Annotated in this window: 25 protein-coding genes and 2 pseudogenes; 20 read left to right on the top strand and 7 right to left on the bottom strand. The window is 62.9% G+C overall.

Going from position 1 to position 19,298, the window contains the following annotated elements; translation table 11 throughout:
- Nucleotides 1-28: 28 nt before the first annotated feature.
- Together VEIS_RS18315 and VEIS_RS18310 are read right to left on the bottom strand one after the other, a co-directional pair.
- Nucleotides 29-868 carry an alpha/beta fold hydrolase gene (locus VEIS_RS18315; protein ID WP_011811482.1) on the bottom strand — a complete coding sequence of 280 codons (840 nt, stop codon included), beginning with the start codon at nucleotides 866-868 and terminating at the stop codon, nucleotides 29-31.
- Nucleotides 869-870: 2 nt separating this feature from the next.
- A complete protein-coding gene (locus tag VEIS_RS18310) occupies nucleotides 871-2,181 on the bottom strand; it encodes an O-acetylhomoserine aminocarboxypropyltransferase (RefSeq protein WP_011811481.1) in 1,311 nt (436 codons plus the stop codon).
- 41 nt (nucleotides 2,182-2,222) lie between these two features.
- Here VEIS_RS18310 and VEIS_RS29080 point away from each other — a divergent pair, with 41 nt between their 5' ends.
- From VEIS_RS29080 to VEIS_RS18245, 15 genes and pseudogenes are all read left to right on the top strand, one after another.
- Nucleotides 2,223-2,375: a hypothetical protein gene (locus tag VEIS_RS29080; RefSeq protein ID WP_157048588.1), complete on the top strand. Its 153-nt coding sequence runs from the start codon at nucleotides 2,223-2,225 to the stop codon at nucleotides 2,373-2,375.
- An 85-nt stretch (nucleotides 2,376-2,460) separates the two neighbouring features.
- Nucleotides 2,461-2,901: a CBS domain-containing protein gene (locus tag VEIS_RS18305; protein WP_011811480.1), complete on the top strand. Its 441-nt coding sequence runs from the start codon at nucleotides 2,461-2,463 to the stop codon at nucleotides 2,899-2,901.
- 163 nt (nucleotides 2,902-3,064) lie between these two features.
- Entirely contained in the window at nucleotides 3,065-4,102 is a 1,038-nt protein-coding gene (locus VEIS_RS18300) for a 2-dehydro-3-deoxygalactonokinase (protein WP_011811479.1), read from the top strand.
- Between the two features lie 75 nt (nucleotides 4,103-4,177).
- Complete coding sequence (locus tag VEIS_RS18295) at nucleotides 4,178-5,131, top strand: arabinose ABC transporter substrate-binding protein (RefSeq protein ID WP_049773961.1); 954 nt, start codon at nucleotides 4,178-4,180, stop codon at nucleotides 5,129-5,131.
- 60 nt (nucleotides 5,132-5,191) lie between these two features.
- On the top strand, nucleotides 5,192-6,736 hold the full coding sequence (araG, locus tag VEIS_RS18290; RefSeq protein ID WP_011811477.1) for an L-arabinose ABC transporter ATP-binding protein AraG: 1,545 nt from the start codon (nucleotides 5,192-5,194) through the stop codon (nucleotides 6,734-6,736).
- Between the two features lie 25 nt (nucleotides 6,737-6,761).
- The gene (araH, locus tag VEIS_RS18285; RefSeq protein WP_011811476.1) at nucleotides 6,762-7,709 is read left to right on the top strand and encodes an L-arabinose ABC transporter permease AraH; all 948 of its coding nucleotides are present in this window, start codon (nucleotides 6,762-6,764) and stop codon (nucleotides 7,707-7,709) included.
- 7 nt (nucleotides 7,710-7,716) lie between these two features.
- Nucleotides 7,717-8,493: an SDR family oxidoreductase gene (locus VEIS_RS18280; RefSeq protein ID WP_011811475.1), complete on the top strand. Its 777-nt coding sequence runs from the start codon at nucleotides 7,717-7,719 to the stop codon at nucleotides 8,491-8,493.
- A 9-nt stretch (nucleotides 8,494-8,502) separates the two neighbouring features.
- Nucleotides 8,503-9,129, top strand: coding sequence for a 2-dehydro-3-deoxy-6-phosphogalactonate aldolase (locus VEIS_RS18275; RefSeq protein ID WP_011811474.1), 627 nt, complete (start codon nucleotides 8,503-8,505; stop codon nucleotides 9,127-9,129).
- A complete protein-coding gene (dgoD, locus tag VEIS_RS18270) occupies nucleotides 9,126-10,274 on the top strand; it encodes a galactonate dehydratase (RefSeq protein ID WP_011811473.1) in 1,149 nt (382 codons plus the stop codon). The genes VEIS_RS18275 and dgoD overlap by 4 nt, the downstream gene beginning before the upstream one ends.
- A gap of 202 nt (nucleotides 10,275-10,476) precedes the next feature.
- Nucleotides 10,477-11,169 carry a glutathione binding-like protein gene (locus VEIS_RS18265; protein ID WP_011811472.1) on the top strand — a complete coding sequence of 231 codons (693 nt, stop codon included), beginning with the start codon at nucleotides 10,477-10,479 and terminating at the stop codon, nucleotides 11,167-11,169.
- 380 nt (nucleotides 11,170-11,549) lie between these two features.
- A pseudogene (locus VEIS_RS18260) lies at nucleotides 11,550-11,894 on the top strand (IS21 family transposase); the annotation flags it as partial.
- 21 nt (nucleotides 11,895-11,915) lie between these two features.
- Nucleotides 11,916-12,179 (top strand): annotated as a pseudogene (locus VEIS_RS31705) (LPD7 domain-containing protein); the annotation flags it as partial.
- 47 nt (nucleotides 12,180-12,226) lie between these two features.
- Nucleotides 12,227-12,487, top strand: coding sequence for a hypothetical protein (locus VEIS_RS30735; RefSeq protein WP_232287740.1), 261 nt, complete (start codon nucleotides 12,227-12,229; stop codon nucleotides 12,485-12,487).
- 62 nt (nucleotides 12,488-12,549) lie between these two features.
- A complete protein-coding gene (locus VEIS_RS18250; RefSeq protein ID WP_011811469.1) occupies nucleotides 12,550-12,804 on the top strand; it encodes a FitA-like ribbon-helix-helix domain-containing protein in 255 nt (84 codons plus the stop codon).
- Entirely contained in the window at nucleotides 12,801-13,223 is a 423-nt protein-coding gene (locus VEIS_RS18245) for a type II toxin-antitoxin system VapC family toxin (RefSeq protein ID WP_011811468.1), read from the top strand. Before VEIS_RS18250 ends, VEIS_RS18245 begins: the two co-directional genes overlap by 4 nt.
- 188 nt (nucleotides 13,224-13,411) lie before the next feature.
- On the opposite strand, the gene VEIS_RS18240 is transcribed toward VEIS_RS18245, so the two are convergent.
- Nucleotides 13,412-14,290 (bottom strand): LysR substrate-binding domain-containing protein, encoded by an 879-nt coding sequence (locus tag VEIS_RS18240; protein ID WP_011811467.1) that lies wholly within the window; start codon nucleotides 14,288-14,290, stop codon nucleotides 13,412-13,414.
- Between the two features lie 128 nt (nucleotides 14,291-14,418).
- Between VEIS_RS18240 and VEIS_RS26830 the strand changes: the two genes are divergently transcribed.
- The 5 genes from VEIS_RS26830 (at nucleotide 14,419) to VEIS_RS18220 (ending at nucleotide 16,458) form a co-directional block, all read left to right on the top strand.
- Nucleotides 14,419-14,598, top strand: a complete 180-nt coding sequence (locus VEIS_RS26830; protein ID WP_157048587.1) for a hypothetical protein — start codon at nucleotides 14,419-14,421, stop codon at nucleotides 14,596-14,598.
- A gap of 24 nt (nucleotides 14,599-14,622) precedes the next feature.
- Nucleotides 14,623-15,054: an AMP-binding protein gene (locus tag VEIS_RS29075; protein WP_011811466.1), complete on the top strand. Its 432-nt coding sequence runs from the start codon at nucleotides 14,623-14,625 to the stop codon at nucleotides 15,052-15,054.
- A gap of 101 nt (nucleotides 15,055-15,155) precedes the next feature.
- Nucleotides 15,156-15,641 (top strand): fatty acid desaturase, encoded by a 486-nt coding sequence (locus tag VEIS_RS18230; protein ID WP_198137896.1) that lies wholly within the window; start codon nucleotides 15,156-15,158, stop codon nucleotides 15,639-15,641.
- Complete coding sequence (locus VEIS_RS18225; protein ID WP_198137895.1) at nucleotides 15,628-15,855, top strand: hypothetical protein; 228 nt, start codon at nucleotides 15,628-15,630, stop codon at nucleotides 15,853-15,855. The genes VEIS_RS18230 and VEIS_RS18225 overlap by 14 nt, the downstream gene beginning before the upstream one ends.
- A 315-nt stretch (nucleotides 15,856-16,170) precedes the next feature.
- Nucleotides 16,171-16,458, top strand: coding sequence for a DUF6506 family protein (locus tag VEIS_RS18220; protein ID WP_049773960.1), 288 nt, complete (start codon nucleotides 16,171-16,173; stop codon nucleotides 16,456-16,458).
- Between the two features lie 232 nt (nucleotides 16,459-16,690).
- On the opposite strand, the gene VEIS_RS29900 is transcribed toward VEIS_RS18220, so the two are convergent.
- The 4 genes from VEIS_RS29900 to VEIS_RS18205 are packed head-to-tail and all read right to left on the bottom strand — an operon-like array spanning nucleotide 16,691 to nucleotide 19,276.
- Nucleotides 16,691-17,341 carry a helix-turn-helix domain-containing protein gene (locus VEIS_RS29900; protein WP_041950175.1) on the bottom strand — a complete coding sequence of 217 codons (651 nt, stop codon included), beginning with the start codon at nucleotides 17,339-17,341 and terminating at the stop codon, nucleotides 16,691-16,693.
- Entirely contained in the window at nucleotides 17,338-17,604 is a 267-nt protein-coding gene (locus VEIS_RS18210; RefSeq protein ID WP_086014401.1) for a hypothetical protein, read from the bottom strand. The genes VEIS_RS29900 and VEIS_RS18210 overlap by 4 nt, the downstream gene beginning before the upstream one ends.
- A 41-nt stretch (nucleotides 17,605-17,645) precedes the next feature.
- Nucleotides 17,646-17,777 (bottom strand): hypothetical protein, encoded by a 132-nt coding sequence (locus VEIS_RS31245; RefSeq protein ID WP_265259701.1) that lies wholly within the window; start codon nucleotides 17,775-17,777, stop codon nucleotides 17,646-17,648.
- Nucleotides 17,774-19,276, bottom strand: coding sequence for a UvrD-helicase domain-containing protein (locus tag VEIS_RS18205; RefSeq protein WP_011811460.1), 1,503 nt, complete (start codon nucleotides 19,274-19,276; stop codon nucleotides 17,774-17,776). Before VEIS_RS18205 ends, VEIS_RS31245 begins: the two co-directional genes overlap by 4 nt.
- Nucleotides 19,277-19,298 lie beyond the last annotated feature (22 nt).

Raw genomic sequence — 19,298 nt, 5'->3', positions numbered from 1 at the left:
CGGTCAGAACAGTCAGAACAGTCAGAATTTACCCGGCCAGAAAAGCGCGCAGCGCGCACAGCGTTTCTTCCGGCGCTTCGGTCATCGGGTGGTGCCCCACGGGCAGATGGGCGATCTGCACCCGTTGGCCGGCGGCTTGCGCAGCACGGATCAAGCCCTGGGCCGCCTGGGGCGGGGTCATCCGGTCTTGCGCGCCGAGCGCAAACAGCACCGGGCAGCGCAGTTGCGCGATGGCGGCCGCGCCGTTGGCGTAGCTGTCGCAGGCCAGCAAACCACGGTGGAAAAGGTTGACCGCCGAATGGTTGCGCAGCAGCTTGCGCCCCAGGGCCATGCTGGCGCCGAACACCCAGGTGCCAGGCCCCAGGGCCGACGGCGGCGCTGCCAGCGTGCTGCGCGACAGCAGGTTGACCATGCGCAGCGCCTGGTGCGGGTCATCGAGCGCGGCCGCCATCAGCGCCGGCGCGACCTTCATCGGAAAGGCCGTGCCCACCAGCGCCAGGCGGCTGATGCGCTCGCGCAGCCGCGCCGCAGCCTCCAGCGCGATCAGCGATCCCCAACTGTGGCCTACCAGGGCGGCGCGCTGCGCACCCATGCCGCCCGGCAGCGCGCCCACTGCGTCCAGCAGCGCCAGCACAAAGTCCGCCCCCTCCTCGACCGTGGCGGGCGCAGCGCCAGCGCTGCGGCCATGGCCCGGCAGGTCGATGGCCAGCACGTTCCAGCCATGGTGGGCCAGGTAGCGGCTTTGCAAGGCCCAGACGCTGTGGTCGTTCAGAACGCCGTGGATGAAGACCACGGTGGGCTGGGCCGCAACCAGGGCCTTGCCGCCGGTGTAGCCATAGATCGGGTGGCCGTCGACATCGATGTGCATGGTCAGGCCCCTGCTTTCTCGGCGGCCCTGAGGGCGCGCTGCAGGTCGTCGATCAGGTCGTCGGCGTCTTCCAGCCCGATCGACAGGCGGATCTGGCCCTGGGTGATGCCGGCGTCTTGCAGCGCCTGGGCACCCATGCGCGAATGGGTGGTGCTGGCCGGGTGGATCACCAGGCTGCGGCAGTCGCCGACATTGGCCAGGTGGCTGAAGACCTTCAGAGTTTCGACGAATTTCTTGCCCTGCTCGCGGCTGCCCTTCAGGTCAAAGCTGAACACCGACCCCGCGCCGCGCGGCAGCAGCTTTTGCGCCAGCGCATGGTCGGGGTGCGATGCCAGCATCGGGTGGCCCACGCGCGCGACGAAAGGCTGCGCGGCCAGAAACTCCACCACCTTCGCGGTGTTGCGCATATGGCGCTCCATGCGCAGCGGCAGGGTTTCGATGCCTTGCAGAATCAGCCAGGCGGTATGCGGGCTCATGCACGCGCCGAAGTCGCGCAGGCCCTCGCGGCGCGCGCGCAACAGGAAGGCCCCGACGCTGCTTTCTTCGCCAAACACCATGCCGTGAAAGCCATCGTAGGGCTGGGTCAGTTCGGCAAACTTGCCGGCCGAGCGGGGCCCGTCCCAGTCAAAGCCGCCGCCATCGACCACGATGCCGCCGACCACCGTGCCATGGCCCGAGAGGAATTTGGTGGCCGAGTGGCAGATCAGATCCGCGCCATGCTCGAACGGCTGCATCAGCCAGGGCGAGGTCAGGGTGGAGTCCACCAGCAGCGGCACGCCCGCCTCATGCGCGATGGCGCTCACGGTGGGGATGTCGAGCACGGCCAGACCGGGGTTGCCCACCGTCTCGCCAAAGAACAGCCGGGTGTCGGGGCGCACGGCCGCGCGCCAGGCGTCGATGTCGCCCGGCTTGACGAACGTGGTCGCTATGCCAAAGCGGCGCAGCGTGTAGTGCAGCAGGTTCTGCGAGCCGCCATACAGCGCGCTGCTGGCCACGATATGGCTGCCAGCGCCCATCAGCGTGGCCAGCGTCAGATGCAGCGCCGCCTGGCCGCTGGCGGTGGCGATCGCGCCGGCGCCGCCTTCGAGCGCGGCGACGCGCTGCTCGAGCACCGCGTTGGTCGGGTTGCTGATGCGGCTGTACACATGCCCGCCGCGTTCGAGGTTGAACAGCGCGGCGGCATGGTCGCTCGACGCGAAGACGAACGCGGTGCTCAGGTGAAGCGGTACGGCGCGCGCGCCGGTGGCCGGGTCGGGGCTGGCGCCAGCGTGCAGCGCCAGCGTGTCAAAACCGGGGTCGAAGTAGCCGGGCATTTTTGTCTCCGAGCGGGCCAATAATCGCCCACAATGCACTAGTGTCGCGTCACCGATCATCTGTCGGTCTGCGCTGGCCATCGAAGCGCATCGCGGCGTTGCATCGCTTGCCAATACGCTCGGTATTGGCTGCGCGCAGCCTACGACATCTGATCGGTGACGCGACACTGGCTGCCATTGTGGGCGATAAGTGAACCCCCTCCCGTTTTGCCTGCGCCCCGAGGGGGCGGCGCCCGCATGTGCCATGAGAAACTACAACCCTTTTGGAGACTGGCCATCATGAAAGTCACCGACATTCTTCGCGTCAAAGGAAACACCCTCTACACCGCCGCGCCGGACGAGCCATTGGCCGGCGCCGTCGAACTGATGGCCGAGCGGGACATCGGCTCGCTGGTGGTGATGGAGTCGGGCGACCTGGTGGGCATGCTCACCTTTCGTGAGGTGATACAGGCCATGGTCAAGAACGCCGGCAGCGTGGGGTCGCTGCAGGTGCGATCGGCGATGAACGCCGCGCCGCTGATCTGCACGCTGGAGACCGACATGGACGAAGTGCGCCGCATGATGCTCGAGCGCCATGCCCGCTACATGCCGGTGATGGAGCAAAAGATGCTGATGGGCGTGATCAGCTTCTACGATGTGGCCAAGGCCGTGGTCGATAGCCAGAACTTCGAGAACAAGATGCTCAAAGCCTATATCCGCGACTGGCCCGAAGAAAACTGAACCGGGCGGCAAACGGGTGGTTACCGTTTCGTTTTTCAAAAAAACAAGCGCGCAGCAAAAACCGTCGGCGTTTGATTAAAGTCGATGCCTTGCTCCATCGGCTCCCCTGATGGCGCGCACGCCACGACGGCATGGATGACAGGTATCCGGAGACAACGGCCATATGGACATACTCACCATCGATGCAGGGACCACCAACACCCGCTCGACCCTCTGGAGAAATGGTATCCCTTCGTGCCAGGCCGAACGCCCCGTGGGGGTGCGCGACACGGCCGTCACCGGTGACAAGAGCGCGCTGCAAAACGGGGTGCGCGAGAGCATTGCCGAGGTTTTGCAGCAGGCCAGGATCGGCATCGCCGACCTGGGCCTGTTGCTTGCGTCTGGGATGATCACGTCGAATGTCGGCCTGTTCGAGCTGGCGCATTTGCCGGCGCCCGCCGGCCTGAAGGAACTGGCTGCCGGCATGCAGCAGGCGTTGCTGCCGCAGGTCTGCGCCAGGCCGATCTGGTTCGTCCCGGGAGTGCGTAACCCGGTGGCGGACGTCGGCCTGCACGACTGCGAAGCCATGGACATGATGCGCGGTGAAGAGGCCGAAACCATGGGCCTGATCGAGCGCCTGAAGATCGCCGCGCCGGCGCTCATCGTCTTGCCCGGCTCGCACACGAAATTCGTGCTCCTCGATGCGCAGCAGCGCATCGCCAACTGTGTCACCACGCTGTCGGGCGAACTGCTGCAGGTGATCACGCACGACACCATCGTGGCCGATTCGCTCGGCAGCGATTTCGCCGACCGGATCGAGCCCGAAATGCTTTTCGCTGGCGCCCGTTCGGCCCGCAGCCTGGGTCTGGGCCGGGCGTGCTTCATGGTGCGCACCCTGGGGCAATTCACGCGCCATGACCGCAATGCGCGCGCGAACTTCCTGCTGGGCGCGGTGTTGGGCGCGGACCTGCTGACGCTCGAGCACAGCAGCGCGCTGCGCCTGCGCCCCGAAACCCGCTGCATCGTGGCCGGCAAGCCCACGCTGCGCCAGGCGTACAGCCTGCTGCTGGCAAACGACGATTTCTTCTCGGCGGCGGTGACCACCGTCTCCGATGACGAGCAGCACAGCCTGGCTGGCTTCGGGGCCATCCGGTTGGCGCAGGAGCGGGGCTTGGCTGGAGGCGGTCCGACCTTGGCCGCCTCGGGGCGGGTGCCCGGGTAAGAAAGGTGAAATTTGGCAACGCAACAGGAGAGACAGATGGCATCGAAGATTCACAAGTGGGTGGGAGCATTGGGCATGGTGCTGGCATCGATCGGCACGGCGGCGCAGGCTGCGGACGAGCCCAAGATCGGTTTTCTGGTCAAGCAGGCAGAAGAGCCGTGGTTCCAGGATGAGTGGAAGTTTGCCGAGCAGGCGGCGCGGGAAAAGGGTTTCAAGCTGATCAAGATCGGGGTGCCCGGCGGCAGCGAGGTGTTGACGGCCATAGACAACCTCGGCGCGCAACAGGCGCAGGGTTTCATCATCTGCGTTCCCGATGTCAAACTCGGCAGTGCCGTGGTGGCCAAGGCCAAGCAGAACCGTCTCAAACTGATGACGGTCGATGATCGGCTGGTCGATGGCGCCGGCAAGCCGATCGAAAGCGTGCCCCATATGGGGATCTCGGCGCAAAAGATCGGCGAGTTGGTCGGACAAACCCTCGCCGACGAGATCAAAAAACGCGCCTGGAAACCCGAAGAGGTCGGCGCCATCCGCATTTCTTATGACCAACTGCCCACGGCCAAGGAGCGTACCGATGGTGCCAGCGCCAGCCTGACCCGGGCGGGCTTTCCCGCCGCCAATATCCTGAATGCGCCACAGTCCAAGACGGACACCGAGGCGGCCTTCAACGCAGCGGCCATCGCGCTGACCAAGAACCCCAGGTTCAAGCACTGGATCGCGTTCGGCCTCAATGACGAGGCCGTGCTGGGCGCCGTGCGTGCCGCCGAAGGGCAGGGCATCAAGGCCGACCAGATCATCGGCGTCGGCATCGGCGGGAGCAAATCGGCGCTGAACGAGTTTGCCAAGCCTGCGGTCACCGGATTTTTCGGCACCGTGCTGATCAGCCCCAAGCGCCACGGCTATGAAACTGCGGTGAACATGTACGACTGGATCAAGTCCGGAAAAGAGCCGGAAAAACTGATTCTCACCGCGGGCAGTCTGATGACCCGGGACAATATCGCGGCAGTCAAAAAGGAGATGGGGTTGGACTGAACCATGACCCCGGGCCGTGCCGCTGGCGCGGCCCGGGGCCGGATGACCGGAAAAAATACCATGCCGCCCGTACTTGAGTTTCGCAATATTGGAAAGAATTTCCCTGGCGTCCGTGCGCTTGCCGATGTGTCGTTCAGTGTGCCGGCGGGAACGGTGCATGGCTTGATGGGTGAAAATGGTGCCGGCAAATCAACGCTGCTGAAGATCCTCGGCGGCGTTTACCAGCCCGACGCCGGGGAAATACTGCTGCACGGGTTGCCGCAGCGCTTCCAGAATGCCCGTGCCGCCATTGACCAAGGGATTGCCATCATCCATCAGGAACTGCAATATGTGCCCGAAATGAGCGTGATGGAAAATCTGATGCTCGGCCACTTGCCGCACCGCCTGGGATTCGTCAGGTCGCGGCAGTTGCAAGCCGGGGTGCGTGAGCAGTTGCAAAAGATCGGGGTGGACTTCGATCCTCTGGCGAAATTGAAGCACCTGTCGATTGCGCAGCGCCAGATGGTCGAGATATGCAAGGCGTTGTTGCGCAATGCCCGGGTCATCGCTTTCGATGAACCCACCAGTTCCCTGTCGCATCGGGAAGCGCAAATCCTGTTCGGTCTGGTGGCATCGCTGCGCTCACAGGGCAAGGCGATCATTTATATCTCGCACCGGATGGATGAGATTTTCCACCTGTGCGACGCCTGCACCATCTTTCGCGATGGACGCAAGGTGGGCGAGCATCTGCAGATGCAGGAATTGACCCGCGACACCCTGATCAGTGAAATGGTCGGGCGCGAGATCGGGGATATCTTCGATTACCGCAGCCGCACCCTGGGCCCAGAGCGGCTGCGCGTGATCGACATCGAGGGGCGCAAATTGTCTGCGCCTGCCAGTTTTGCCATCCGCAGCGGGGAAATCCTCGGCTTCTTTGGTTTGGTAGGCGCAGGCCGCAGCGAGCTGATGCGCTTGATTTATGGTGCCGACCGCTGCCGCAGCGGGCGCTTGGAACTCGATGGCCAGGCGCTGCCACTGTGCGGCATTCCTGAATCGATTCGCCGGGGCATCATGTTTTGCCCGGAAGACCGCAAGGAAGAAGGCATCGTGGGCTGTCGCCCGGTGTCCGAGAACATCAATATCAGTTGCCGCCGCCATCACCTGCGTTGGGGGCTGTTCGTCGACCAGCGGGCCGAGTCCCGCATTGCCGATGAATTCATCGGGCGCTTGCGTATCAAGACGCCCCACAGGGAGCAGAAAATCCGCTTTCTCTCGGGCGGCAATCAGCAAAAAACGATTCTTGCGCGCTGGCTTGCCGAAACCGGGTTGAAGGTGCTCATCATCGACGAGCCGACACGCGGCATCGATGTCGGGGCGAAAAACGAAATCTACCGGATTCTTTATGAACTGGCCGATCGAGGCGTCGCCATTGTGCTGGTCTCCAGCGAATTGCCGGAGGTCATGGGAATATCGGACCGGTTGATCGTCATGTGCCAAGGGCGGATCAGCGGCGTGCTGACACGCGCCGAAGCGACCGAGGCCAAGGTGCTGCAACTGGCGTTGCCGGGCAGTGCTCCCGTGGGGGCGACGGTGGGGGCGCCGGCATTGGCGGCACGGCGGGCCTGAATGTCACTGAAAAACCGGAAATCAGATGAAAGACACGAAACTCTTGCGCTTTGTCGAAGACTTCAGCCTGCCGCTGATCTTCGTGTGCCTGTTTGTCGGCCTGTCGCTGTCGGTGAAGTATTTCTTTTCGATGCAAAACATGATCGGCCTGGCATTGTCGGTTTCGCAAATCGCGATGGTGGCATGCACGATGATGTTTTGCCTCGCCGCGCGCGACTTCGACCTGTCCATTGGCTCGACGGTCGCATTCGCCGGCGTGCTGTGCGCGACCGTCATCAACGGCACCGACAGCGTTGCGCTCGGGGTGGGCACCAGTTTGCTGGCAGGCGCAGCGATCGGCTTTGTCAATGGCGCCGTGATCGCCAAGCTCAGGGTCAACGCATTGATCACGACATTGGCGACGATGGAGATCGTGCGCGGGCTGGCTTTCATCACTTCGGGGGGGCAGGCGGTCGGTGCGTCGACGCAGGCTTTTTTTGCACTGGGCAACACCGTTTTGTTCGGCATTCCCAGCCCGGTCTGGATCGCTGCGCTGTGTTTTCTGGTGTTTGGCGTGCTGCTGAACAAGACGCTCTATGGCCGCAATACCTTGGCGCTGGGCGGCAATCCCGATGCGGCCCGGCTGGCGGGCGTTGCGGTGGATCGCACGCGCATCATGATCTTTCTGATCCAGGGCCTGGTGGCTGCGCTCGCTGGCGTGATCCTGGCGTCGCGCATCACCAGCGGACAGCCGAATGCGGCCATCGGTTTCGAGCTGAACGTGATTTCGGCCTGCGTGCTCGGCGGCGTGTCCTTGATGGGTGGCCGCGCCAGCATCAGCGGGGTGCTGGTCGGTGTGCTGATCATGGGCACGGTGCAGAACGCGATGAATCTGCTCAATATCGATGTGTTCTACCAATATCTGGTGCGTGGCGGCATCTTGCTGGCGGCGGTGCTGGTCGATCAGTTGAAAAGCCGTGGCGAGCAGGAGTGAATCCACGATGAAACCCCGCCTGGAAAACAAGGTGGCCCTGGTCACCGGCGGCGCGCAGGGCATAGGCGCTGCCACGGCGGCCTTGTTTGTCGAGCATGGCGCGCGCGTGATCGTCAATGTGCGCGAGCACACGCCGGCGGCACAGGCTTTCGCACTATCGCTCGGCGCACCGGACGAGGTGCTGCTGCTGGCCGCCGACGTCAGCCGACGCGCCGAGGTCGAGGCCATGGTGGCGCAGGCGGTCAGCCATTTCGGCCGACTCGATGTGCTGGTCAACAATGCCGGAATCAACGTCTTCGATGACCCGCTGCACTTGAGCGATGAAGACTGGGCCCGGTGCTTTTCGGTGGACCTCGAAGGCGCCTGGCATTGCGCGCGTGCGGTGCTGCCGCATATGCTGGCGCAGCGCGCAGGCAGCATCGTCAACATCGCCTCGGTCCATGGGCACAAGATCATCCCGAACGCCTTCCCCTATCCTGTCGCCAAGCATGGATTGATCGGCCTGACCCGTGCGCTGGGCATTCAGTACGCAGCGCAGGGCATTCGCGTCAATTCGGTCTCGCCGGGGCTGATCCTGACAGCGCTCGCAGAAAGCGTCTTTCTGGCCAGCCCCGACCCGCAGGCCGAGCGCCGTCGTCAAGAGCAGTTGCTGCCATGCCAGCGGATCGGCGAGGCATCCGAGGTGGCCTACACCGTGCTCTTTCTGGCCAGCGACGAAGCGCGCTTCATCAATGCGACCGACATCTTGATCGATGGCGGCCGCTCCCATCTCTACCACGAATGAAGGTACCCCTTGGACGCTACTCAACTCCCGTTCCGGCTACCGCTCATCGCCATTCTTCGGGGCCTGCGGCCGGATGAGGCGCTGGCGCATGTGGCCGCGCTGGTCGAGGCCGGATTTGACGCCATCGAGATCCCGCTCAATTCCCCCGACTGGAGCAGCAGCATCGCAGCGGCAGTCAGCGCCTTCGGCAGCCGCGCGGTGATCGGTGCCGGCACGGTGCTACAGGTCCGGCAGGTCGAGGCTTTGCAGCGTATTGGCGCGCGGATGATCGTCACCCCGAACACCGCGCCACCGGTCATCGCCCGCGCCCGCGCGGCAGGCATGTGGACCTGCATCGGCTGCATGAGCGCCACCGAAGCCTTCGCCGCACTCGATGCGGGCGCCCAAATGCTCAAGATATTCCCCGCGTCGGCACTGGGGCCGGCCTATATCCGGGCGCTGAAGGCCGTCTTGCCGCCGGCTGTGCCGGTGTTTGCGGTGGGCGGAATCAGCACCGGAAACTTGCCCGACTACCTTGCTGCCGGCTGTGCCGGAGCCGGTCTTGGCGGGGAACTGTACCGGGCCGGACAGGACGTGCAGCGCACACGGGAACAGGCGCAGGCTTTCGTTCAGGCTTTTCGGGAGCTGCCGCGATGAAAATCACGCAACTGACGACCTACCGGGTGCCGCCGCGTTGGATGTTCCTGCGCATCGAGACGGACGAGGGCCTCATCGGCTGGGGCGAACCGGTGGTCGAAGGCCATGCGCGCGCCGTTCAAGCGGCAGTGCATGAATTGGAGCCTTACCTGATCGGGCAAGACCCGGCACGCATCAATGACCTCTGGCAAGTGATGTACCGTGCGGGCTTTTACCGTGGCGGAGCGGTCTTCATGAGCGCCATCGCCGGCGTCGATCAGGCCCTGTGGGACATCAAGGGCAAGGCGCTCGGCGTCCCGGTATACCAGTTGCTCGGCGGCTTGGTGCGCGACCGGATGCGCACCTACGGCTGGGTCGGCGGCGATCGCCCCGCCGACGTGATCGACGGCATTCGGCAGCGGGTCGATGCCGGCTTCACCCACTTCAAGCTCAACGGTTGTGAAGAACTGGGCATCATCGATTCGTCCCGGGCGGTCGATGCTGCCGTAGCGCGGGTCGCGCAAATTCGGGCCGCGTTCGGCAACACGGTGGAGTTCGGCCTCGACTTTCATGGCCGGGTATCGGTCGCGATGGCGGCCGTGTTGATCAAGGAACTGGAATACTTGCGCCCGCTCTTCATAGAAGAGCCGGTGCTGGCCGAACAGGCCGAGCATTACCCGAAACTGGCCGCCAAGACACATCTGCCGCTGGCGGCTGGCGAGCGCATGTACTCCCGCTTCGAGTTCAAGCGGGTGCTTGCCGCCGGCGGAATCGCCATCTTGCAGCCGGATTTGTCCCATGCGGGCGGCATCAGCGAATGCTTGAAGATCGCCGCCATGGCCGAAGCCCATGACGTGGCCATCGCGCCCCACTGCCCGCTGGGGCCGATTGCGCTCGCGTCCTGCCTGCATGTCGACTATGTCAGTTGGAACGCCACGCTACAGGAACAAGGCATGGGCATGCACTACAACCGGGGCGGCGAAGTGCTCGACTATGTGCTGAACCCGCAAGACTTCCGGCTCGACAACGGCTTTATCGCGCCATTCACCAAGCCCGGCCTGGGCGTAGAGATCAACGAAGCGCTGGTGCTCGAACGCAGCCGCGATTGCCCCGACTGGCGCAATCCGGTGTGGCGCCATGCTGACGGCAGTGTGGCGGAGTGGTAGGCCGCTGCGGCGCGTTCCACTGGGGGCTTCATTCATCGACAGGGAAGATTCATGACACCGGCACGACTGCGCGGACAACAGACCCCGCGCACCTGCGCGGATATGCACGCTGGGCTACACTGGCCGGGCACATTCAAACCCACGGATCCACAGCGGGTTCCCACTGTGACCCGAATCATTACCTGAGGTACAGGGGAAAACCATGATCGACATATACAGTTGGGCCACGCCGAACGGCCACAAGGTCCACATCATGCTGGAAGAATGCGGGCTGGACTATCGTGCCCACGCGATCGACATCGGTGCCGGCGAGCAGTTTGCCAAAGCATTTCTGGAAATTTCGCCGAACAACAAAATCCCTGCCATCGTCGACTCCGATGGGCCGGACGGCAAGCCGATGTCGCTGTTCGAATCGGGGGCCATCCTGATTTACCTGGCAGGCAAGACCGGCCAGTTTCTCGGGGCCAGCGACCGCGAGAAATTCAATGTCCTGCAATGGCTCATGTTCCAGATGGGCGGTCTCGGCCCGATGCTCGGTCAGGCGCATCATTTCCGCATCTACGCACCGGAAAAAATTGATTACGCCATCAACCGCTACACCAACGAAGCCAAGCGCCTGTATGGCGTGCTCGACAGGCAATTGTCCAAAACGGCCTACCTCGCCGGCGACGAGTACACCATCGCCGACATCGCCTGCTTTCCGTGGACGCGCTCGTGGAAAAATCAGGGCCTGGAACTGAGCGACTTTCCCAGCGTGCAGCGCTGGTTCGACGCCATCGATGCCCGCCCGGCGGTGCAGCGTGGCGTCACCGTGCTGGCCGACAAACGCCGGGCGATGACCGACGACAAAGCCAAGGACATCCTGTTCGGCAAGACGCAATACGAAAAGCGCTGACACCAGCGCTGCATCGGTCTTGGCGGACAACGCAATATGGGGGCGCTTCAGAAAACGGAAAACAAAGCACGCTCGCCGCTCATCCCATTTCGAAATCGTCCGTGAAAGCGAAGGCGGGGCGCAGACAGTACAAATGGACGGCAAGCGACACCGACAAAGTGCACGGATGATTCAGGAACGGCATCAGGCCAGGCAAGCCCATTCGTGACTCAGCAAGGGAATACGGGATCCAGGGGCAAGGTCACCTGCCTTGCACCACCGCTTGAAGATACGCGGCTGCGCCGCGAGCGCCAAGGGCATTTCGAGCAGGACCCGGGCGACATCGGGATTGGCCAACGTGCGGGTGCGATGCTGGTGGTGAACGCACCAAGTGCGCCGCCTTCACCCCGCGCTACACGGCACTGCTGGAGCATTACGACATGGCCGGCACGCGCAACAACCGAGGCGTGGGCCACGAGAACGGCAGCGTCGAGTCCTCGCACCGATTCCTGAAGGATGCGATCGAGCAGGCCCTGTTGTTGCGTGGGCACCGCGACTTCGATGACCGGGTGGCCTACGAGGGCTTCGTGCGCGAGGTCGTGATGCGCCGCAACCGGCGCAATGCGGCGGCGTTCCGCATCGAGCGCGAGCATCTGAAGGATCTGCCCGTGCGGCGCACCACCGACTTCGTCGAGGAAGAGGCGCGCGTCACGCGCTGTGGCACCTTCACCGTGCGCTCCATCCTGTAGAAGCCCGGCCATGCCCCGGTGATCGACAGCATCACGAAGAAGGGCACGATCATCTACCGCGCCGGCAGCTCGGCCGTGCGCGATGACGGCGAGCGCCTGGCCGTGTCCAGCCAGGCCGACCGCGCCGGCGTGGTGGTGTGGTGGCGGCGCTGCGCCTGGCGAAGGAACGCTATGGCGAGCGCATTACCAGTCAGCGGCAGCGTGGAGTTCAAGGCCGCCGCGATCCGGGCGGCCGTCGATGTCCAGCGACCCATCACCTTTGCCGATCCGGCACTGGAAAGCCGGCGGCAGGCCGAGACCACAAGGCCCAGGCCAAGCGCCGGCCTGGCGTGTCACCCGTCGGCCAGAAGCCACCACCAGGTCGCCGGAACGGCCTGCACACACTCGGCCAGCCCGACCAGGTGCGCATTGAGGCCCAGCGGCCGGTGCAAGCGCCGACCCAGTCCACCCCGACGCCGCCGGCGGCCAAAGTGCAGCAGCCGACCAGGCCCGCGCCGTCCGAACTGGAACAGCGCGAGGCGCGGCTACGGGCGCAGATGGAGGCCAAGAAGGCGAAACGCCAGGACAAGGGCAATGGGTGCGGTCGATGATTGCGCGGTTGCTTGCATTCTTCTAGAGTGCAATAATCTGCATCACAATGAGGTTTTGAAACATGCCATCCGTTACCGTCCGAAATGTGCCTGATGAAGTGCATCGCGCTATCCGTGTGCGGGCCGCTCGACACGGCCTCAGCATCGAGGCCGAGATGCGTGACATCCTGGAAACTGCCGTGAAGCCGCAGGGCCGGATCAAGCTGGGTTCGCTGCTGTCCGAGATCGGCCGCAAGGTCAAGCTGACCGAAGAAGAGTTCGCCATCTTTGAGAACGTGCGCGACAAAACCCCGGCCCGTGCTGCGAGATTTGAATGATCCTGCTTGATACGAACGTCATTTCGGAGCCGCTGCGCCCATCGCCAGAGGCTCGCGTCAGTGACTGGATCGACGCGCAGCCGTTGGAAACGCTGTACCTGTCGGCGATGACTGTGGCCGAACTGCGCGCCGGTGTCGCGCTGATGCCGACCGGCAAGCGCCGGACGGCGCTGCATGAGCATCTGCAAAAGCGCGTTCTGCCGATGTTCGCGGGGCGCGTTCTGCCTTTCGATCTGGCTTGCACAAGCGCCTATGCCGAGCTGATGGCGAAGGTTCGCAAGGCAGGCATCGGCATCGAGACTGCCGATGCCTGCATCGCAGCAGTCGCCTTTGCCAACGGATTTACCGTTGCTACACGCGACACAAGCCCTTTCCAAGCTGCCGGCTTGGACGTTATCAACCCTTGGGAGGACGCATAAGGCCAGGGGCACCCCATAAGGGCCAAGGACAGAACCACCGAAGTCCGGACCGCAAGGTCACCCGAGCCTGTCGCGGAAGCTCCGAAGCCCGTAGCCCCCGATCAACGGCCGCCTCTGACTCATGCCGACAAAAATTTGACCTTCTGCCGCCCAGCCTCCGAGGCCAGAACGCATCCGGCAACAGCAGCTCAGGCCTTCTGGCTGCCGAGAAACCGTGCGACAAGGGGACGTACGGTTTTCCTTGTCACCCTGAATATCTGGGCTCTCATGGGAAATGAGGATGGCAGCGGGCGCAGCACGATTCCCCTGCGAGGCGTCTTGCCAAGACTTTGCTGAACGATCGCGAGTCCAACTCCTGCATCCACGAGTCCAAGCACGACGGACGGCTCTGCCGCTTCGAACCGAACGTTGGGGATGAAGCCGGCGCTTGCGCACGCGCCCATCAAGCTCAGACGCGCCTCCGGGGAGTCTTTCTCGGGAAGGGCGATGAATGCCTCCCCATCCAACTTGCGTGGATCGAAACGCCCCTGGGCAAGCGGATGATTTCTGGGCATCGCGACAGCAAATCCTTCATCCGCGATCTGTTGCGCGACAAGCGTGCTGCTGCGCACGGGCGGTGAATAGGTGAAGCCGACATCGATTCCGCCGAACTGCAATGCCTCGAACTGCTGTCGCGAGCGCAGGTTCTTCAGTTCGATCCTGGCTTGTGGCGCGACATTCAAGAAGCGTTTGATGGCCGTCTGCAGGGCCCCCACATGAATGGCACCTTCCACGAAGCCAAGCGTCATGGCGCCCGTCTTCCCCTCCGCCTCATCCCGGATGCGATCTTCCAGTTGCTGCGCATGCTCGATCAGGGCCTTTGCCTCGTCCAGAAACTGCCGACCCGCATCCGTCAGTTGAAGCCGCTTTCGCTCGCGGGAGAAGAGGGCCGTTCCCAGTCGCTCCTCCAGGGCAATGATCTGACGACTCAGCGGTGATTGCGATATGTGCAGCAGCGTTGCCGCTTTTCCAACGTTCAGCGTCTGTGCAACGGTGACGAAATAGTGGAGTTTCTGGAGCTCGATCATCAGACCTTCTACGTCTCATAAGATGCAAAAACAGACATAGACAATCTTATCCATTACGCAAAGAATCGTTCGAAACAAGGTTACTCAATTGAATTCGCCGAGCCGGCCGCCCCAATGCGGCGACCCTAGTGTCGCGTCACCGATCATCTGTCGGTCTGCGCTGGCCATCGAAGCGCATCGCGGCGTTGCATCGCTTGCCAATACGCTCGGTATTGGCTGCGCGATGCGCCTTGCGCTGCGCTCCGATGGCTGCGCGCAGCCTACGACATCTGATCGGTGACGCGACACTAGGAATTGTCTTGAGGTAGGCATGATTCGGAAGGAGTTTTCGCGTGAAGTTGAGAAGCAATGCCGTGGACATCGACGGCGGATGTCGATCGATCTGTGACTGCGTCAGGCTGAGAGGAGTGAACGACCAAGACCGGGTTGCCTATACCTTCTTGCACGACCCGGACGACAAAAGCTCGTACCAGAGGATCACATACGGAGAACTGCTGGAGCGCGTGATCGCGTTCTCGGCACGGCTTGAGCAGGCGGCCATGCCGGGCGACCGCGCGATTGTTCTATACCCCCCTGGAATCGACTACATCGTTGCTTTCAGCTGTCGGAAAACAGTCCCAGTTCCTCCCCTTCACCGTCGTCATCGTGGCGCCGGGCAGAACGCTGAAGACTTCCAGCGGGAAGGTCCAGCGACGCCTCGCTCGCCAATTGCTGGAGCGTCAGGAGATGGAGGTGTGGGCGCAGTGGACGCAACCTTCGAGTGAAGGCAACCACTCCGAACTCCACGATTCCCTCGCAATTGCCGTCGAAAGCTAGACAAATGCTCACTCCAAATGCCCCGAGCCAAGCGCTCCTGAGACAACGCGTGCGCACCAGCAGGCGGGAACTGATCTTGGCGCTGACAGCCAACATGGTGCCGCTGCCGGGAACCGTTTGCCTGCTCGTCTCGATCTTTGCATTCAGGATGCCGGTCCATCTGTTCGACATCGCGCTGTTCGCAGCGTGCTATTTCCTCGCGATGCTCGGGCTGGAAGTAGGCTTTCACCGGTACTTCGCCCACAGGTCGTTCAAGACATCGAAGCCCATGGAAATGCTGTTGGGCATCCTTGGGTCGATGAGTTTTCAGGGAGGGGTGATTCTCTGGACCGCGACCCATCGGCGTCATCACGGAAACACGGATGAGCCCAGCGACCCTCATAGTCCCGTTGCTCCGGCTGGCAGTAGCCCTGGCCGCCGCTTCGCCCAATTCATGCATGCGTACATCGGCTGGATGTTCGACCCGAATTCGCTCAAACCCAAGGGCTGGGAGCGCATGACGCCCGACATCAGCGCAGGAGTTGCTCGCCCATGATGTTGCCGACGCAATGGCATTCGGTCGCCTGTACATCGCGAATCCGGATCTCGTGGCCCGCTTTGCCAGCGCCGCTGGCTTGAACCCGGCCGAACCGTCGACCTTCTATTTCGGCAATACCAAGGGATACACCGACTATCCGGCAATGAGCGAGCCGTTCGCTGCAGCAACAACCACGCCGCAACCACTCGAAACTTCTTCAGTTCGTGGCTAAATGCCCTCACGAGATGCAAAACGACCCGGGCACACGAGGTCGATTCCGTCCCCGCATGCTTTCTGAAATCGAGAAGCAGCGGGGCCTGAGCGGGCCGAGTTTCTGCGAGAGCGGATCGAACGGTTATGGCCCCGGCGGAAATCGTGCATGGAGGTTGCAGGGGTGCTACCCATCAGCGATTGCGGCTCCAGCAGTCGCGACTCTTGCAGGCAGGACGCCTGGCGCGGTGGTCCGCTAAATCGGAAGCAAGCAGTCGCAATTGGCGCCTCTTGTTCCAAAGCTCTCATTCAACGCACACAAACGGAGAACAAGCTCATGGCCCTCACCAAATTCGGATTCATCGTAACCGGAGACCGCTTCGTTCAGCATCAGGGAACCGATAAATTTCAGATGAAAGTGGTGGGCGTCGCAACAGCCTCCGAGGGCATTGAGGTTGCCCAGGAGATGGTTCGGGAGGGCGTGCAGCTCATTGAGCTCTGTGGTGGATTCAGCCCGGTGTGGGCGGGCAAGATCATCGAGGCCATTGATTACGCCGTGCCCGTTGGCGTTGTCGCGTACGGGCCGGAGTCGATCGACTCCATGCACCGACTGTTCTCCTATTGATTCGGCATTGAAATATTGAACTATTTGCGTCCATCGAAGCCACGTAAGGTATGGACACAATTGACTCTCGAACCTTGTCGGTGGATGCGCTCGACGAGCGGCGCCGGCGCGCAGTGAAGATGAGGCTGGATGGCGTGAGCCTGAAGGACACGGTGGCGCAATGCGAGATGTCGCGCACGACAGTGATCGCGGCGCTCAAGGCGCATGCCGAAGGTGGCTGGAGGGCAGTACATCACGCGCCCCGGCCGTCCCGCAAGCACGGGGCGCACGCTGACGGCCAAACAGGAGCGCGAAGTGCAGCGCTTGTCGAAGTCCACATATTCGGCCAGGAGTCTGCGCGGTAGAACGTTTCCAAGCTTGCGCGGTATCGGCATGGTGTGTTTTGGACAATGATGGACGACATCTCCAAAGAAAAAGCCCCGGCGCGTATACGGCGCGGGGCTTTGGTGGACTGGCTTGGGCCACTTCTGGCGGAGAGGGTGGGATTAAAAAACTTATATAAATCAATGGTGTTCTTAAAAAATACCATTTTCAATCCCATTGAATGCATTCCCGGCAGCATGAAGGCGTTGTTATGCAAGGCAGTGGGGGTAGTCAGGACGATCTTGGCCTGCGGGTTCAGCGCGGCATGGGTGACGTCGTAGCTCAAGGTGCCCAAGCCCTTGAGCAGGGTACGGGAACTGTGCAAGCAGGAGGCCGTCGCGTCCATGCTTGCAGCCCCGCCGCAATGGCTGCACAGGCCAGCGCCGTGCGCCGGTCGTTGGCGGCAGGCACCGGTGACCAACTTGGCATAGCCCGAACGGGACATGCCCAGGGCCTCGGCGGCGCTCTCGTAGGTAAAGCCCACGGCGGCCTGCCAAGCGCGCAGGTCGGCGACGGTCATAGCTCGACGAACGCCCAACCGGACAACATGCCCATGTGCACGCTGCCCAGGGCCTGCAGGTGCCGCACCGTGGGCGCGAGTACAGGCTCGTCGATGGCAGTCTGCGCATCGGCTCGGGTGGGACCGTCTTGGCCGCCGAAGTCCGGCAGCATGTCGGCCAAATAGACGATGTCCACCAACTGCCCGGCCACCGTGGCCGCCAGGGCGTAGCCAGCGCCGTGGTACTTGTCGGCCAGGCTTTGCGGTACTTTGAAAACATTCATGGTGTTGTGCCTCACACGATCGACGATCCAGTCGGTCAGCGTCACGCCTGGTTGCGGCCATCGCGCACCCACCATGCCTTGAGCGCAGCGGGCACACGCAGGTGGATGAAGGCGTCGCCGCCCCTGCCTGGGGATTCGTCGAATTGGTCGCGCCCGTTTGGCCGATCGTTCAATCATCCCCCAGCAATTCAGATGCGCCACATTCGCGGACGAATTCCAGGGTAGTGCGGTTCAGGGATAGCGTCAGCCGTGGGCGAGTCAGGGCAACGTACAACAGGTTCACTTCCTGGCGATCGAGTTGATCTGCTTGCAGCGGGGCGCCGGCCGCGTCCAGCAGTTCGGGAAAGTCGTCGGCCAACTCCACATGGTCCAATGTCAGACCCTTGGCTCTGTGGGCCGTGGCGAGCACGATGAAGGCTTTGCTCAGATCGGTCTGGGCCGACTGGTGGATGCTCGGTATCAGGGTTTCGAGTTCGTCGCCATAGGCCAAGACGGCCTCGATCTGGCGCTTTGCCTCCAGGTCGCCGCTTTGTTTGCTGTACTCCATGAAGTGAGAAAAGCTCGGGAAAGTCCGGATCAGGTCATCGCGGATCCGATCGTGGCGCTCTTGCGCCAAGTGATTCACGTCGAGCAATTTCTCGAAGCCGTAGGCGTTGACCCCTCCCGCGAAGCCGAGGCTTTGCCCGCAACGGATCGCTTTGACGGCGTGTTGAAAAACCGTGGCATTGGTGCGGGCCAGGATTGCGCGGGGCGAGCCCTGCGGTGTGGCCGTGATCAGCGTGTCGGGGCCGAGACCTTCGATGGCAGCCTGCTCACGGTAGAACATCCGCAGCAGATCGGTGGCGATGCGTGCAACGCGCGGACCGAACCGGAAGCTCTGTGTGAAAGGGTACTCGCGATCGGCCTTTGCGATCTGCATGGCGTTGATTGCGCCACGGAACTGAAAAATCGACTGGTAGCGATCGCCGACGATGACCAGCGGGCATGCCTGGCAGCGCACGATGGCCCACGTCACGGGATTGGTGTCCTGGCCTTCATCGAGCATGATGAGGTCGGCGTCGATGCGAGGCTGGCTCAGTTGGAACAGCTTGAGATAGCCGTCGTGCGACATGGGCATATCACCGGCCGGGTCGCACATGCGCTGCCATGCCTGCTTGGCGATGCCTGCCGCCTGCGCGAGCATCGAAGGCGTGCCCGTCAGGGTGCCATTGACGGCGCATGCGCTCTTGGGAAACTCCTCCCAGTCGCTCACGCACCATGCACCGATGGTCTGCACCACCGCATCGGCGAGCTGCCAGTTCCAGGGGATCCCCATCCGGCGGATGATGTCGATGCTGCGGGGTTGGCCGAGCTTGTGGACGTACTTCTTGCCGAAGCTGGCGAATGCCAGGCCGTGGATGGTCAGGCACCGTGCACTGCTTGCGAACCTCTTGGACGCATCCATCTGGGCGGCCTTGGAAAAGGCCAGGTAGAGGCAGCGTTTGTCGGCATGGCGGGATGCGAGGGCGCACAAGGAAGTGGTCTTGCCAGCGCCAGCGAATGCGTTGACTTTGATGATGCCTTCAACAGGCCCATGAACGAGCGCTGCTTGCTGGGCGGTGATGGGCGGCAAGGCTTTCCGGACGGCCTGCGCCCGGAGGCGCCCGCTCGTGATTTCTTTGAGGTAGGACATGGATCCATCCTGCATTGAAAGT

Source organism: Verminephrobacter eiseniae EF01-2 (assembly GCF_000015565.1).
Taxonomy (GTDB): Bacteria; Pseudomonadota; Gammaproteobacteria; order Burkholderiales; family Burkholderiaceae_C; genus Acidovorax; species Acidovorax eiseniae.
This window is presented reverse-complemented; position numbering and strand designations above follow the sequence as displayed.

Excerpts from the sequence above, each read along its gene's own strand:
- VEIS_RS18315 (WP_011811482.1), bottom strand. The coding sequence starts at position 868 with ATGCACATCGATGTCGACGGCCACCCGATCTATGGCTACACCGGCGGC.
- VEIS_RS18310 (WP_011811481.1), bottom strand. The coding sequence starts at position 2,181 with ATGCCCGGCTACTTCGACCCCGGTTTTGACACGCTGGCGCTGCACGCT.
- VEIS_RS18305 (WP_011811480.1), top strand. The coding sequence starts at position 2,461 with ATGAAAGTCACCGACATTCTTCGCGTCAAAGGAAACACCCTCTACACC.
- VEIS_RS18300 (WP_011811479.1), top strand. The coding sequence starts at position 3,065 with ATGGACATACTCACCATCGATGCAGGGACCACCAACACCCGCTCGACC.
- VEIS_RS18295 (WP_049773961.1), top strand. The coding sequence starts at position 4,178 with ATGGTGCTGGCATCGATCGGCACGGCGGCGCAGGCTGCGGACGAGCCC.
- araG (WP_011811477.1), top strand. The coding sequence starts at position 5,192 with ATGCCGCCCGTACTTGAGTTTCGCAATATTGGAAAGAATTTCCCTGGC.
- araH (WP_011811476.1), top strand. The coding sequence starts at position 6,762 with ATGAAAGACACGAAACTCTTGCGCTTTGTCGAAGACTTCAGCCTGCCG.
- VEIS_RS18280 (WP_011811475.1), top strand. The coding sequence starts at position 7,717 with ATGAAACCCCGCCTGGAAAACAAGGTGGCCCTGGTCACCGGCGGCGCG.
- dgoD (WP_011811473.1), top strand. The coding sequence starts at position 9,126 with ATGAAAATCACGCAACTGACGACCTACCGGGTGCCGCCGCGTTGGATG.
- VEIS_RS18265 (WP_011811472.1), top strand. The coding sequence starts at position 10,477 with ATGATCGACATATACAGTTGGGCCACGCCGAACGGCCACAAGGTCCAC.
- VEIS_RS18250 (WP_011811469.1), top strand. The coding sequence starts at position 12,550 with ATGCCATCCGTTACCGTCCGAAATGTGCCTGATGAAGTGCATCGCGCT.
- VEIS_RS18245 (WP_011811468.1), top strand. The coding sequence starts at position 12,801 with ATGATCCTGCTTGATACGAACGTCATTTCGGAGCCGCTGCGCCCATCG.
- VEIS_RS18240 (WP_011811467.1), bottom strand. The coding sequence starts at position 14,290 with ATGATCGAGCTCCAGAAACTCCACTATTTCGTCACCGTTGCACAGACG.
- VEIS_RS18220 (WP_049773960.1), top strand. The coding sequence starts at position 16,171 with ATGGCCCTCACCAAATTCGGATTCATCGTAACCGGAGACCGCTTCGTT.
- VEIS_RS29900 (WP_041950175.1), bottom strand. The coding sequence starts at position 17,341 with ATGACCGTCGCCGACCTGCGCGCTTGGCAGGCCGCCGTGGGCTTTACC.
- VEIS_RS18210 (WP_086014401.1), bottom strand. The coding sequence starts at position 17,604 with ATGAATGTTTTCAAAGTACCGCAAAGCCTGGCCGACAAGTACCACGGC.
- VEIS_RS18205 (WP_011811460.1), bottom strand. The coding sequence starts at position 19,276 with ATGTCCTACCTCAAAGAAATCACGAGCGGGCGCCTCCGGGCGCAGGCC.